Source organism: Eubacterium sp. 14-2 (assembly GCF_000403845.2).
In the GTDB taxonomy this organism is placed as follows: domain Bacteria; phylum Bacillota; class Clostridia; order Lachnospirales; family Lachnospiraceae; genus Petralouisia.
The window spans coordinates 2,173,262-2,188,859 of record NZ_KE159567.1 but is presented as its reverse complement, the minus strand read 5'-3'; the positions used below and the strand labels follow the sequence as shown (position 1 = coordinate 2,188,859).

Genomic DNA, 15,598 nt, shown 5'->3' with positions numbered 1-15,598 from the left:
AATTTTCATGGGATAAAAAGGAAAGAAAATGGAACAGGAGAGCAGATTATCGGACCGGATTGCAGACAGCGTTCTGTCCATGATTACAGTGGAAAAAAGGTTTTTGCCGGGAAGCAAACTGCCCAATGAGAACATACTTTCGGAGGAACTGGGCGTAAGCCGCACCACTCTGCGGGAAGCCATACGGATTCTGGCTACGGGAGGAGTTCTGGAAATCCGCCGCGGAAGAGGGACTTTTGTACGGGAAGACTTTAAAATCAACCGGCCGGAAGAACTGTCCTCTCTGAATCAGGCCAGAGTGAACGCCAGAGATTTGTATGAAATGCGTCTGATTTTTGAACCTGAGGCTGCCTACTATGCAGCTTTGCGGGCTACGGAAGAGGAAATTCAGCGGATTCTTGCGTTGGGAGCGGAAATTGAACAGCGCATACACCAGAAAAAAGACCGGACAGAAGTAGAACAGTCTTTCCACAAATCCATTGCGAAAGCAACCCACAACGAATTTATGAATCAGCTTATGCCGGTGATTTATGAGGGAATCAACAGGGGAGTGAGACTGTCAGAATCTCATGAAAAAGCAGTGCAGGCCACACTGGTGGACCACAAAATCCTGATGGATTTTCTGAAAGAACGAAATGGGGAAGGTGCAAGAAATGCCATGCGCATTCATATTCTACATGCCATGGAGCAGCTTCCCATGGAATAAAAATTAAGAAGTACAGCTGGCGGAAATGAAGTTTATTGCTCCATAATCCCCTTGCATACGTCAAAATGTGCAATCTCCTCAGGATTGAGGAAATTGCACATTTTGTTCTGTCAGGTTTTCAGTAAGGCTCTGTGGGCCTGCAGCGTTTTTGAAATGGTTTCAAGCAGCAGAGGAATGTCGATGGGCTTGGTGAGATGAGCATCCATGCCGCTTTCTCTGGACATCTGTTTGTCGCTTTCAAAAGCATCTGCGGACAGGGCAATAATGGGAATGCTGGACAGAGCCGGATCTTCCAGTCTGCGGATGGCTTTGGTGGCATCCCATCCGTTCATGCCGGGCATCTGAATATCCATCAGAACCAGGTCATAGTCGCCCGGAGAGGACTGTCCGACTTTTTCCACAGAAATACTTCCGTCCGTGACAGTTTCCACATGAAATCCCATTCCCTGAAGGATTTCCGATTCGATTTCCAGGTTGGCCATATTGTCGTCTACCAACAGGATTTTTTTATTCAGCAGGTTGGCGAATCCTTCTTCCGAATCTTCGGCGGAAAGAGGATGAGCCTGTACCCGGAACCGGAGTGTGATGGTAAATGTACTTCCTTCTCCTGGAATACTGTCAATCTGAATGTGTCCGCCCATCATTTCCACAAGATTTTTTACGATGGCAAGGCCCAGCCCGGTGCCATGAATACCGCTGAAGGTGGTGTTTTTTTCACGCTCAAAGGGTTCAAAAATATGTTTCAGGAAATCCTTATGAATGCCAATGCCGTTGTCCCGAACCGTAAACTGATAGACTGCGTAACCATTTGGAAATTTTTCCAGTTCTGTTACAATCAGATCCACTTTGCCGCCGTCTTCCGTGTAGGTAATGGCGTTGTTGGTCAGATGCATGAGTATCTGTTTCAGTTTTTCCTGGTCGCTGTAAATATCGGAATGTTTTACATCTGTGGTGTACAGATTGAATGTGATGTTTTTATCTGCCGCCAGAGACAGCTGATGCTCATGGGTATCCTGTACAAGATCGCACAGATTGCATTCAGATTCTGAAACACGGGTATCGTTGGACTCAAACCATGAGATTTCCAGTACCTTTTCAATCAGGCTCAGAAGCTGTTTGCTGGAATGTTCAATTTTATTCAGATAATTTTCAGTAGCTTCCCGGCTGTCAATATGTTTGCGGGCAAGGGTAGTAAAGCCGAAAATTGCATTCAGAGGTGTCCGCATGTCATGGGACATGTTGGAGAGGAATGTATTTTTGGCAGTAATTGCAAGATTGGCATTTTCCAGTGCATGTTCGAACATTTTTTTCTGTTCAATTTCCCGCCGGATTTCTTCATCAATTCTCCGGTAGCCCATTACAATCTGGGAAATGTGGTCTCTGCTGCTGACATTTACAATGCGAAGCTGCAGATATTGTATTTCTTCCTCCCGAAGAATACGGTAATTTACATAATAAGTCTTGTTATTCACCAGTTTTTTACGAATATATTCCGGTGCGGTTACTTTGATAACATTGTCCCTGTCTTCCGGATAGACCCAGGTATTGATGTAATCTGCGGTATACCAGTCGAAATCTTTTACCTGAAACTTTTTCTCAAACTGCCGCTCTGTCCGATCGCTCAGACGATAGGGCAGGATGCGGTTGGTATCCAGGTCAGCATAGAGAATAGATTCATAATTAACGCTGAGTCCTTCAATCACTTCCAGACGGCGCAGATGTTCCTGATTAATCAGTCTCCGTTCTTTGTCATATTCTTCTATCAGGGTCTGAAGTTTCTGTTCCCTCTGATTGGTTTCATTCAGTAAAATTGTCCGTTCCGTAATCTGCCGCTGTCTTTTTTCTGTGGCGTCTCCCAGAAAGACGTAGAAAATTCCTCCTATGGAATCAATATGTATGTAATGACCGTAATCTTCAATCCAGCGGATACTTCCGTCTTTGCGGGTAATCCGGTATTCCACATAGTCCAGGTCATACTGGCTGTCAGCAATCTGTTCCCGGATACTCTGTTCTACCATGTCCAGGTCTTCAGGATGTACGATACCCCGGAAAGAATTATCGGTCAGCTGTTTGAATTCTTTCAGTGTCTGGCACTGGAAAATCCGCAGCAGCGCCTTGTTGGCATAGATGATTTCTTCTCTGCCTTCTGCATGATAAATCAAAAATCCCCCAGGCATTTCATCCATAAAGTTTATTATTTCAAAAGCAGTTCGTGCGCTCTGGGAATCCAGTAAAGCAGGAAATTCTGTCTGTCGGCACTTTTCCATTAAATCTTCCATATCTATGTCGTGATTTTCCGGGATGCTCAGCAGATTCAGGATGTGTTCAATTAAGTTATGATTTATGTTCTGTTTGCTCATACTAACTCTCTCCCTGAATTTGTAATCCAAAATCATTCCATATTTTAGCATGTATTACAGGGAAAGTCAATGAAACGAAAGAAATGTTATACAACTGCATTGACAGCAGACAACTATGAAGGTATAATAAGCATAATGATCTTACCGGAATGTCATATATTTTAGTATTTTGCAGCAGGAGGATATTTTCTGTAAGAGAAAGAAAACAGAGAGAAAGAGGTAGAGAAAATGAGAAGTGACAATGTGAAAAAAGGGATGCAGCAGGCGCCCCATCGTTCCCTGTTTAATGCGCTGGGATTTACCAGAGAAGAAATGGACAAACCGCTGGTTGGAATTGTAAGCTCCTATAACGAGATTGTTCCGGGACATATGAATCTGGACAAAATTGTGAATGCGGTAAAGCTGGGAGTAGCGGAAGCCGGCGGAGTTCCGGTGGTATTTCCGGCCATTGCAGTCTGCGACGGAATTGCCATGGGACACACGGGAATGAAATATTCTCTGGTAACCCGTGATCTGATTGCAGATTCCACGGAATGTATGGCCCTGGCCCACCAGTTTGATGCGCTGGTGATGGTGCCTAACTGTGACAAAAATGTGCCGGGACTTCTGATGGCAGCAGCGAGAATCAATGTACCCACTGTATTTGTGTCCGGCGGTCCCATGCTGGCAGGCCATGTAAAGGGAAAAAAGACCAGCCTTTCTTCCATGTTTGAGGCAGTGGGCTCTTATGCAGCAGGCACCATGACAGAAGAGGATGTCTGTGAATTTGAGGAAAAGGCATGTCCTACCTGCGGATCCTGTTCCGGCATGTATACGGCCAATTCCATGAACTGCCTGACAGAAGCCCTGGGCATGGGCCTTCCTGGAAATGGAACCATTCCGGCAGTGTATTCCGACCGGCTTCGGCTTGCCAAACATGCAGGTATGGCAGTGATGGAAATGTACAGAAAAAATATCTGCCCCAGGGATATTATGACAAAAGAGGCTGTGTTGAATGCCCTGACTGTGGATATGGCTCTGGGCTGTTCTACTAACAGTATGCTGCACCTTCCGGCCATCGCCCATGAGATTGGTTTTGATTTTGATATCGGATTTGCAAATGAAATCAGTGAAAAGACGCCGAATCTCTGCCATCTGGCTCCGGCAGGCCCCACTTATATGGAGGATCTGAATGAAGCCGGGGGCGTTTATGCGGTGATGAACCAGCTGGCGGAGCTTAATCTGCTGAACACAGACTGTATGACGGTTACCGGACGGACCATGGGAGAAAATATCAGAGGCTGTGTCAACCGGAATCCGGAAGTAATCCGGCCCCTTGACAATCCTTACAGTAAAACAGGAGGCCTTGCTGTATTAAAGGGGAACCTGGCGCCGGAGGGAAGCGTGGTGAAACGCTCTGCAGTTGCACCGGAAATGATGGTACACGAGGGACCTGCCCGTGTATTTGACTGTGAAGAAGACGCTATTGCAGCCATCAAAGGCGGGAAAATTGCGGCCGGAGATGTGGTGGTAATCCGTTATGAAGGGCCGAAAGGCGGACCGGGTATGCGTGAAATGCTGAATCCCACTTCTGCCATTGCAGGCATGGGACTGGGTTCCACCGTTGCGCTGATTACAGATGGACGTTTTTCCGGAGCCAGCCGGGGCGCTTCTATCGGCCATGTTTCACCGGAAGCGGCAGTAGGCGGAACCATTGCGTTGGTGGAAGAAGGAGATATCATCAAAATCAATATCCCGGAAATGAAACTGGAGCTGGATGTACCGGAGGAAATCCTTGCAGAACGAAGAGCAGAGTGGAAGCCCAGGACTCCAAAAGTTACGGAAGGCTATCTGGCAAGGTATGCACAGATGGTTACCTCAGGGGCAAAAGGCGCGGTTATGAAAAAAGAACTGTAAAGGAGTCGGTATGTTAAGAATTGGATGTCATCTGTCTTCTTCCAGAGGCTTTCTGGCCATGGGAAAAGAGGCGGTGAAAATTGGAGCCAACACCTTTCAGTTTTTTACCAGAAATCCCAGAGGCGGAAAAGCCAGGGAACGGAATCCGGAGGATATTGCCGCTTATCTGGAATTTGCAAAGGAACATGGAATTGCACAGATTCTGGCCCATGCTCCCTATACTTTAAATGCCTGTGCAAAAGACGAAGGGCTGCGTCAGTTTGCATACGATATTATGTGTGATGATCTGAGCCGGCTGGAGTATTTTCCGGAGGCCATGTATAATTTTCATCCGGGAAGTCATGTGAAGCAGGGAGCAGAACGGGGCGTGGAACTGATTGCTGATATGCTGAACCGGATAAATGAAAAGGAATACCATGCCTGGATTTTACTGGAAACCATGGCGGGAAAAGGCACGGAAATGGGACGGAATTTTGAAGAACTGCGGGCGGTTATCGACCGTGTGGAAGACAGCAGCCGCCTGGGCGTCTGTCTGGATACCTGCCATGTGTTTGACAGCGGTTATGATATTGTAAATCATCTGGAAGAGGTAATAAAAGAATTTCAGAGGGTAATCGGTCTGGAGCGTCTGAAAGCCATGCATCTGAACGACAGCATGTATGGTCTGGAAAGCCATAAGGACCGTCATGCGAAAATCGGAGAGGGAAAAATTGGTCTGGAAACCTTTCGGGCCATTGTCACTCATCCCGCTCTGTGCAGCCTTCCTTTTTTTCTGGAGACGCCCAATGATCTGGAAGGATATGGAAGGGAGATTGCATTGCTCAGAAAAATTTCAGACAATTCATAAAAGCCATTACCGGAAGTTACATAACTTCCGGTAATAGTTTTTTCCAGGACTTGACTTTCTGAATTTTCCCATGTTATTCTTGGAATCAGAACTATATTTTTCCAGAATAAGAGGGAGGAAGTTGATGAAACGCAGGAAAACATTTTTTATGCTGCTGTTTTTCATGTTGGCGCTGCCTCTGGCGGCGAAGACCTTCGGCAGAGAAATGCGGGAAGTGCACGGTGCCCCACAGGAGCGGTACTATTATAACCAGCTTACGGAAGAAGGGAAAAGGCTTTATGATGCCATGTATCAGATGTATGAACAGGGCATTTTCAAAACCGGAACCGGAGATTATGACCTGGCAGCCAACCAGTGTGTGACAGGGGAACAGCTGGAAAGCTATGCCAGTGGAAACAACGGGCTGCTGTCTGCCATGGGAGCAGCCAGAGACGCCTTTTATGCAGATTATCCTGATATTTTTTATGTGGATTTTTCGTATCTTTCCCTGCGTGTGACCAGGGACGGAGGGGGAAATTATCATGCCTGGCTGGGATCCGGCAGAAGCAGCGACTATTATGTAAAGGGATTTGAAAACAGTCAGCAGGTGGAAGAAGCCATTGCGGCATATGAGGCCAGAGCAGAGGAGATTGCACAGGGGGCCAGGAGTCTTTCTGTAAAAGAGGGGGAGAATCTGACAGAGCAGCAGGTAAAGTATGTGCATGACGAAATTATACAGCACACCTCTTACCGGTTAGAAGACAGCTGCAAAAAGGAAAATGCGGGACATATCAGGACTGCCTACGGAGCTCTGGTCAAAGGAGAAAGCCTCTGTGAAGGTTATGCCAGAGCCATGAAATCCGTGCTGGACAGGCTGGGAATTCCCTGCGTGCTGGTTCAGGGCATGTATCAGCTCACCAGAGACCAGGGAGAACTGCATATGTGGAATTATGTACAGGTGGACGGTCAGTGGTACGGTGTGGACGCAACCATGGATGATCCTGTTGTTCCTGTGCCCAATGAGAACGGGAATGGCTTGGACGGGGGAGAAAGAACCATGTATCTTCTCGCAGGGGCAGATGTTATGGGCAGGCGCCATATACCCAACGGAGTTATGTCAGAGGCAGAGTTTGAATTTACATACCCTGTGCTGGAAGGACAGGGGCCTTTGTTTGAGGAAGTTGTAAACAGCAACGGTTTAACGGTCAGTTACAGTGAAGGAATGCAGTCTGGTCTTCCCACAGGAATATTTAAGGTGAGCTATCAGGGAATGGGGGCCTCCAAAGCCATTGAAACGGGCAATTATATCCTGATGAAAGAGACGAAATATTATGAGGAGTCGAAACGGTGGGAGTATGGAGAGTGGGCTTACTGTCTTCCGGATGTATATCCCAGCATGAACGATACGGAAACAGAGCTGACCATGTATGTGCCGAATGCTCAGTTTGTGGAATTTGCCGTGACCCGTGAAAATCCGGGAAATTATGACGGAAATAACGGGGGCAGTCTGGAGAATCTTACCTTTCATGGAGATCCCCTGTTATTTGAGGCGAGTTCTGAAAAACTTTTCAATCCCAATGGAACCTATACGCCGCCTCCTTATGTGCAGAAAGCAGAACCGGCCATGACCGGGAATCTGGAAATTGAAAAAACCCATCATCTGAAGATTACATATGACGATACGTTAAAACTTGCAGACGATGCTGCTGAAGCAGGTATTACCCTGTCTGTCAGAGAGTCAGATACCACTGCCATGCAGTATTGTAAAGTTGAGAATTTTACCTGGGACGGAGACAGGACGGTAGAGATGGATTTTACACCCAGTAAAATGTGGCTGGACAACAGTATTACCTATCGTTTTGGCCTTACCGGACTGGTGGGGACAGACAGTGGAAAAGTGCCGAATGCGTTCAGTTATTCAGCTGCTTACAGAAGCTGTATCTGTGCATATCGTACCAAAGGGTATTTTTATAATGTATGGGGAAGGCCGTCTCTTCTGGAACAGTCAGATCTTTCCTGCAAAAACTGGGAGAGCTGGGAGACAGAGGATGGATCAGGCCTTACACCTGAGATGGTAACCGGACTCACCCTGGTGGCTACCACAACCACCCAGGCACAGGCAGACGCTATGAACGAGCTGGTGGGAAGTACATTTCCGGGGGAACAGGTACTGAAAAGCGAGACATATAATATTAATTTTCTCACCTGTAAAAAGAATGTGGTACAGCTTGGAGATTCTGTTCGGGTTAGCGTTGGATTTCCGGCGGGATACGGGCCTTCTGATGAAGGAGTAACGTTTAAAGCCTGCCATTTTATCAGGAACAAAGCAGGAAAAATTGTCGGGGTGGAAGAAGTACCCTGTACGGTTACACGTTATGGTCTGGTAATCACATGTAAATCTTTCAGTCCTTTTGCCATTATGGCCGTGGAAGATAAAGACGATGGCAAAACTCCTGCCAAATCAGTGCTTGTAAGCAATACTGCAGGAGGCAGCATCACAGGGGCAGAAGAAGGAATTGTTACGCTGCAGCAGGGGGAGAGCCGTACATTTACCATTCAGGCGGCGGACGGATATGTAATAGACCAGCTTGTGGTGGGCAGTATCTGGCAGGAAATTACAGATAACAAATCCATGACCGTGGAGATTAATTATGATTCTCTGGAATCCGGAGACGTGATAGACGCAGCTTTTGCGGCGGAAAGCGTAAAAGCCAGAGAGGCACAGCGGGGGGAAACACCGGTACAGCCCCGGCCTGTTCCGGCGGAACTTCAGTTTTCTTCCAGAAAGATTACAGTGGCGGAAGGTCAGGGATTTGAACTTGCACCTCAGATTACGGAGAAGGAAGGAATTCACACTTATCAGTGGTATAAAGACGATGTGCCGCTGAATGGAAAAACAGGCAGGACACTGACCGTTTCCTCTGCTTCTGCCAGAGACGCCGGAACTTATACTCTGGTGGTGACCTCTGCTTCCGGAGCAGCAAAAGTTACATCTGCGGATGCGGGATGTAATGTGACAGTACAGGGACGGAGTCAGGAGCAGCCTGATCTCCAGCCGGGAATGAGTTCCCAGACAGTTACGCTGCAGACAGTGGAAGGGGTAAGTGTTTCCTCCGATACCACCAGCCGGGTAAAACTGAAATGGAAAAGCGTACCGGGTGCCCAGGGATATGAGGTGTTCCGCTATAATCCTTCCAAAGGCAGGTTTGTGAGGATTAACACAACAACGGGTCCTTCCTATACGGACAGAAAGAAAACTGCGGGAAAGGCATATCGTTATAAAGTCAGAGCATACAAAAAAAGCGGAGGCAGGACATATTATGGCAATTACTCCAAAGAATCCAAAGTGATTGTCAAACCAAAGTCGCCCACGAAACTGTCCCTCAAACGCCTTTCTGCCAAAAGTGTGGAGCTGTCGTTTAAACCGGTGAAGAATGCAAATACTTATCAGATCAGCCAGTATAACAAAAGCAGCAGAAAGTACAAACTGGCTTATCGGGTAAAATCAAAAAAACTGTACAAATATAATGCCAGAACGAAGAAATGGAAGTATCTGAAAAAAGTAAAAACAAAGAGCGGAAAGCTGGTGTGCAGTATCACAGGGCTGAAAACTTCAGATAAAAATCTGAGATTCCGCATAAGGACAGAATGTTCCAGATACAAATATAAAACCCAGTACAGTACATGGAGCAAAACAGTTACCGTGAAGTAACGGGACCATGGATTTATCCGGAGTGGGAACGGGAGTTCTCCTGAAGGTTATCAGCATTTGGGGAAATCAGAAAAAACACTTGAAGTTTTTCAGAACCCATGTTAAAATGAGTTCCATGCAAAAGCAATGAAGGTGTTAAGTAGAGAACTGTACTGCTTACAGAGAGAGAGGATCACCGGCTGCAAATCCTTTTAAGAGAAGACAGGAATCGAATTTCCCACCGGAGCTGCATATCTGAAACAGGTTTCAGGAGTAGGATATGACGTAGCCTGCACGTTACGCAGAAAGAGTGTCCGGTATCCCTGTATTCGGAAGAATGCAGCAGAAGGAAACCGGAAAATCAGGGTGGTACCGCGGAATATTTCGCCCCTGTGCAGTTCTCTGCACAGGGGGTTTTTTTATACTAATGTGGGCCTGCCCACTTTATAAAAAGGAGAATGATTATGAAAGAAAAGCTGGAACAGATTAAGACAGAAGCAGTCCGGGAGATTCAGAATTCTGACGGACTGGCAAAATTAAATGATGTAAGAGTTGCGTTTCTGGGAAAAAAGGGAGAGCTGACGGCTGTTTTAAAAGGAATGAAAGACGTGCTTCCCGAAGAACGCCCGATAGTGGGACAGCTTGTGAATGAGACAAGAGAAAGTATTGAAAAACTCATTGAAGAGACAAAAGCCAGGCTGGAAGCGGCAGAACGGGATCTGCGGTTAAAACAGGAAGTAATTGACGTAACCCTTCCGGCCAGAAAAAATCCTGTGGGACACCGTCACCCCAATACCATTGCCCTGGAAGAGGTGGAACGCATTTTTATTGGTATGGGATATGAAGTGGTGGAAGGCCCGGAAGTGGAATATGATTATTATAATTTTGAGGCTCTGAATATTCCGGCCAACCATCCGGCCAAAGACGAGCAGGATACCTTTTATATCAACGACAGGATTCTGCTCCGTACCCAGACTTCTCCGGTTCAGGTACGGGAAATGGAAAAAGGGAAGCTGCCCATCCGCATGATTGCACCGGGCCGGGTGTTCCGTTCCGACGAAGTGGACGCCACTCATTCTCCCTCTTTCCACCAGATAGAAGGGCTTGTGATTGATAAGCACATTACCTTTGCAGATCTGAAAGGAACACTGGCAGAATTTGCAAAACAGCTGTTTGGAGAAGAGACAAAAGTAAAATTCCGTCCCCATCATTTCCCCTTTACAGAACCCAGTGCAGAAGTGGATGTTACCTGCTTTAAATGCGGTGGAAAAGGCTGCCGGTTCTGCAAAGGCTCCGGCTGGATCGAGATTTTAGGCTGTGGAATGGTACATCCGAGAGTATTGGAAATGAGCGGCATTGATTCAGAAGAATATTCCGGATTTGCATTTGGAATGGGACTGGAGCGAATCGCACTGCTGAAATATGAAATTGACGATATGCGTCTGCTGTATGAAAATGACGACCGCTTTTTGAGACAGTTCTGAACCTGTCAGGATAAATTATTGAAAATCAGAGAAAGGAATCAATTATTATGAATACATCATTATCATGGATTAAGGCATATGTTCCGGAACTGGATGTGACCCCTCAGGAATACATGGACGCAATGACCCTTTCCGGTTCCAAAGTGGAAGGTTATGAGAAACTGGACCAGGATCTGGAAAAAATCATCATTGGACAGATTAAGAAAATAGAAAAGCACCCGGATGCAGATAAACTGGTAATCTGCCAGGTGGATGTGGGTGCCGGGGAAGACATACAGATTGTTACCGGAGCCCCCAATGTAAAAGAAGGACAGAAGGTGCCTGTGGTACTGGACGGAGGGCGTGTGGCAGGAGGCCATGACGGAAAGAAAACGCCCGGCGGCATCAAAATCAAAAAGGGAAAATTAAGAGGCGTTGCGTCAGAGGGGATGATGTGCTCCATTGAAGAACTGGGCTCCAGCCGGGAAATGTATCCGGAAGCACCGGAAGAAGGCATTTACATTTTCGGTGAAGATGCACCGGTGGGAGAAAGCGCTGTTCGTGCACTGGGACTGGACGATGTGGTGTTTGAATATGAAATCACGTCCAACCGGGTGGACTGTTTCGGAGTTCTGGGCCTTGCAAGAGAAGCGGCAGCCACATTTGACAGAAAATTTCAGCCCCCGGTGGTGCCGGAGACAGGAAACAGTGAAAATGCAGCAGATTATATCAAAGTTACGGTGGAAGATACGGAACTCTGTCCCAGATACTGCGCACGGGTGGTAAAAAATATCAAAATCGCTCCATCGCCGGAGTGGATGCAGCGGCGTCTGGCTTCCCAGGGGATCCGGCCCATCAATAACATTGTGGATATTACCAATTATGTGATGGAGGAATATGGCCAGCCCATGCACGCCTATGACCTTGATACCATTGCCGGAAAAGAAATTGTGGTAAGAAGGGCATCAGAAGGAGAGAAATTTGTGACTCTGGACGGACAGGAACGCACCATGGATGAATCCGTACTGATGATCTGCGACGGAGAAAAAGCCGTGGGAATTGCCGGAATTATGGGCGGAGAAAATTCCATGATTACCGACAGCGTACAGACCATGCTGTTTGAGGCAGCCTGCTTTGACGGTACAAACATCCGTCTTTCCAGCAAAAAAATCGGCCTGCGTACAGATGCTTCCGGAAAATTTGAAAAAGGTCTGGATCCCAACAATGCACTGGATGCCATCAACCGGGCCTGCCAGTTAATCGAAGAGCTGGGAGCCGGAGAAGTAGTGGGCGGTGTGGTTGACGTATACGGAAAAGTAAAAGAAGGCAGAAGAATTCCTTTTGATGCTCAAAAAGTCAACCGGCTGCTGGGAACGCAGATTTCAAAAGAAACCATGATTGGCTACTTTAAGAAAATCGATCTGGACTATGATGAGGAAAAAGACGAGGTTCTGGTACCCTCCTGGCGGCAGGATCTGGAATGTCTGGCAGATATGGCGGAAGAAGTGGCAAGATTTTACGGATATGACAATATCCCCACCACACTGCCCAACGGAGAAGCCACCACAGGAAAACTCTCCTTCAAGCTCAGAGTGGAGGAAGTGGCCAAAAATGTGGCTGAATACTGCGGGTTCAGCCAGGGGATGTCGTATTCCTTCGAGAGTCCGAAAGTATTTGACAGGCTGCTGATTCCAAAAGACAGCAGTCTGCGTACAACAGTGGTGATTTCCAACCCGCTGGGAGAGGATTTCAGCATTATGCGTACCATTTCCCTGAACGGAATGCTCACTTCCCTGTCCACCAACTACAACCGGCGGAATAAAAATGTACGTCTGTATGAGCTGGGAAATATTTATCTTCCCGGACAGGTGCCTCTCACAGAACTGCCGGAAGAACGAATGCAGTTTACCCTTGGCATGTATGGAGAAGGGGATTTTTATACCATGAAAGGCGTGGTGGAAGAATTTTTTGCCAAAGCAGGGCTTACCGGAAAAGAAATCTATGACCCTGATTCTCAAAAACCATTTCTTCATCCGGGCAGACAGGCCAATATTTTGTACCAGGGAAAGGTTCTGGGATATCTGGGAGAACTTCATCCCCAGGTGGCAGACAATTATTCCATCAAAGACCGGGTATATGTGGCCGTGATCGACATGCCGGAAATTGTAAAACTGGCCAACTTTGACCGAAAATATGAAGGGATTGCCAGATTCCCGGCAGTAACCCGCGATATCAGCATGGTTATGAAGAAAAATATTCTGGTGGGAGAAGTGGAGAAGATATTTGACGCCAAAGGAGGAAAATATCTGGAAAGCTATGAACTGTTTGACATCTATGAAGGAGCTCAGATTAAATCAGGCTGCAAATCTGTGGCATATTCTCTGACCTTCCGGGCAAAAGACAAAACACTGGAAGAAGCAGACTATGCGCCGGCGATGGAAAAGATTTTGAAAGAGCTGGAAGCACTGGGCATTGAACTGAGGAAATAAATCGTATGGATGTGAAAGATTTTTATTATGAGCTGCCAGAGGAACTGATCGCCCAGGATCCGCTGGAGGACCGTTCCGGGTCCCGTCTCCTGGTACTTCACAAAGAGACGGGAGAAGTGGAGCACAAAGGGTTTCGCCATATTGTGGATTATCTGAATCCAGGAGATTGTCTGGTGCTCAACAATACCAGGGTAATTCCGGCAAGGCTTTATGGAGAACGGGAGGGAACACAGGCCAGAATAGAGATTCTGCTGCTGAAAAGAAGAGAAAATGATATCTGGGAAACTCTGGTAAAGCCAGGGAAAAAGGCAAAACCCGGAACCAGAATTATGTTCGGCGGCGGCCTTCTGACGGGAGAAGTGTTAGAGATTGCGGAAGAAGGCAACCGGCTGATTCAGTTCACGTATGACGGGATTTTTGAGGAGATTCTGGACCGGCTGGGTCAGATGCCTCTGCCTCCCTACATTACCCATCCCCTCCAGGATAAGAACCGCTATCAGACCGTCTATGCCAGAGAAGAAGGATCGGCAGCCGCACCTACCGCCGGACTGCATTTTACACCGGAACTTCTGGAAGAAATCCGCCGGAAAGGAATTTCCATTGCGGAAGTAACGCTCCATGTGGGCCTTGGTACGTTCCGTCCGGTGAAAGCAAAACAGGTGCAGGATCATCATATGCATTCGGAATTTTATCAGATTGATGAGACAGCGGCCGGAATCATCAATGAAACGAAAAGCAGAGGCGGCAGAATTATCTGCGTGGGAACTACGAGCTGCCGTACCATTGAATCTGCGGTAAAATCTCTGCAGGCAAAAAAGCAGCAGGAGGGCGGAACCCCTTCAGAGGGAGTGGCAGTACAGGCAGGCAGCGGCTGGACAGACATTTTTATCTATCCAGGGTATCAGTTTCAGGTGCTGGACGGACTGATTACCAATTTTCATCTGCCGGAATCCACGCTGGTGATGCTGGTATCAGCCCTTGCAGGAAGAGAACAGGTTATGAAAGCCTATGAAACGGCAGTGCAGGAAAAATACAGATTTTTCAGTTTTGGAGACGCCATGCTGATTATCTGATCTGCCATGCCGGCAGGAGAGGAACAAAAGGGTGGAAGAATCTGCAGATTCTTTCACCGTCTGCCTGTTTGTGCAAAACCCACAGAGGGGAGGAAATTATGAAGAAAATCAGAATACGAAAATTTTTTATCTGTCTGCTGGCAGTTCTCTGCATTACAGCATCAGACTGTATGCCGGTGTATGGGGCAAAACTTCCGGCTTTGAAGGTAAAGGGAACACAGCTGGTAAATGATAAGGGGAAAACGGTTCAGCTCAGGGGAGTCAGCACTCACGGTCTGTCCTGGTATCCCCAGTATGTGAATCAGAAGGCTTTTTCCTGGATGAAGAAGAACTGGAAGATCAATACGGTACGTCTGGCCATGTATACCAGTGAATACAACGGATACTGCACCGGCGGCAAAGCCAACAGAAAGATGCTGGAGAAACGGATTGACCAGGGCGTGAAATGTGCCGCAAAAGCCGGACTGTATGTGATTATTGACTGGCATATTCTGAGTGACGGCAATCCCGGAACTTATGAAAAAGAAGCAGTGGCCTTTTTTAAGAAAATGGCTTCAAAGTATAAGAATTATACCAATGTGATTTATGAAATCTGCAATGAACCCAATGGAGGGACTTCCTGGTCAGATATCAGAACTTATGCCGGGAAAGTGGTAAAGGCCATCCGCTCCAGAGATAAAGATGCAGTGATTCTGATTGGAACTCCGAACTGGTCTCAGGACGTGGAGCTGGCAGCTCAGAACCCTGTCAGAGGAAAAAATCTTATGTATACCCTGCATTTTTATGCGGGAACCCACGGGGAATATCTGCGGCAGAAAGCTCAGGCGGCGCTGGATCAGGGGCTGCCCCTGTTTGTATCGGAATTCGGTATTTCCGATGCTTCCGGAAATGGGGCGCTGAACAAATCAGAAGGCAGCCGATGGATGAAGTTCCTGAACAGGAATAAAATCAGTTATGTGGGATGGAATCTTTCCAACAAAGGGGAGAGCTCCGCACTGATTAAGTCTGACTGCAGCAATACCTCCGGATGGAAAAACAAAGAACTGACTCCCTGGGGGAACTGGCTGGTAAAACAGTTCAGACAGAAATAAACT

At 47.2% G+C, this 15,598-nt stretch carries 9 protein-coding genes and 1 other annotated feature; of the genes, 8 read left to right on the top strand and 1 reads right to left on the bottom strand.

What is annotated here, in order from left to right:
- Positions 1-28: 28 nt before the first annotated feature.
- Positions 29-706, top strand: coding sequence for a FadR/GntR family transcriptional regulator (locus tag C805_RS17105; RefSeq protein ID WP_016215183.1), 678 nt, complete (start codon positions 29-31; stop codon positions 704-706).
- A gap of 110 nt (positions 707-816) precedes the next feature.
- Here the strand turns inward: C805_RS17105 and C805_RS17100 are convergent, their stop codons facing one another.
- Positions 817-3,066, bottom strand: coding sequence for a hybrid sensor histidine kinase/response regulator (locus C805_RS17100; RefSeq protein ID WP_016215182.1), 2,250 nt, complete (start codon positions 3,064-3,066; stop codon positions 817-819).
- A 228-nt stretch (positions 3,067-3,294) separates the two neighbouring features.
- Here C805_RS17100 and ilvD point away from each other — a divergent pair, with 228 nt between their 5' ends.
- The 7 genes from ilvD (at position 3,295) to C805_RS17065 (ending at position 15,595) form a co-directional block, all read left to right on the top strand.
- On the top strand, positions 3,295-4,962 hold the full coding sequence (ilvD, locus tag C805_RS17095; protein ID WP_016215181.1) for a dihydroxy-acid dehydratase: 1,668 nt from the start codon (positions 3,295-3,297) through the stop codon (positions 4,960-4,962).
- A 10-nt stretch (positions 4,963-4,972) separates the two neighbouring features.
- The gene (locus C805_RS17090) at positions 4,973-5,809 is read left to right on the top strand and encodes a deoxyribonuclease IV (RefSeq protein WP_016215180.1); all 837 of its coding nucleotides are present in this window, start codon (positions 4,973-4,975) and stop codon (positions 5,807-5,809) included.
- 124 nt (positions 5,810-5,933) lie between these two features.
- Positions 5,934-9,500 (top strand): transglutaminase domain-containing protein, encoded by a 3,567-nt coding sequence (locus C805_RS17085; protein ID WP_016215179.1) that lies wholly within the window; start codon positions 5,934-5,936, stop codon positions 9,498-9,500.
- Between the two features lie 117 nt (positions 9,501-9,617).
- Positions 9,618-9,874, top strand: a binding site (T-box leader).
- Positions 9,875-9,943: 69 nt separating this feature from the next.
- The gene (pheS, locus tag C805_RS17080) at positions 9,944-10,963 is read left to right on the top strand and encodes a phenylalanine--tRNA ligase subunit alpha (RefSeq protein ID WP_016215178.1); all 1,020 of its coding nucleotides are present in this window, start codon (positions 9,944-9,946) and stop codon (positions 10,961-10,963) included.
- Between the two features lie 47 nt (positions 10,964-11,010).
- Entirely contained in the window at positions 11,011-13,431 is a 2,421-nt protein-coding gene (gene pheT, locus C805_RS17075; protein ID WP_016215177.1) for a phenylalanine--tRNA ligase subunit beta, read from the top strand.
- Positions 13,432-13,436: 5 nt separating this feature from the next.
- Complete coding sequence (gene queA / locus C805_RS17070; protein ID WP_016215176.1) at positions 13,437-14,504, top strand: tRNA preQ1(34) S-adenosylmethionine ribosyltransferase-isomerase QueA; 1,068 nt, start codon at positions 13,437-13,439, stop codon at positions 14,502-14,504.
- Positions 14,505-14,602: 98 nt separating this feature from the next.
- On the top strand, positions 14,603-15,595 hold the full coding sequence (locus C805_RS17065; protein WP_016215175.1) for a glycoside hydrolase family 5 protein: 993 nt from the start codon (positions 14,603-14,605) through the stop codon (positions 15,593-15,595).
- The last annotated feature ends 3 nt before the right edge of the window (positions 15,596-15,598 follow it).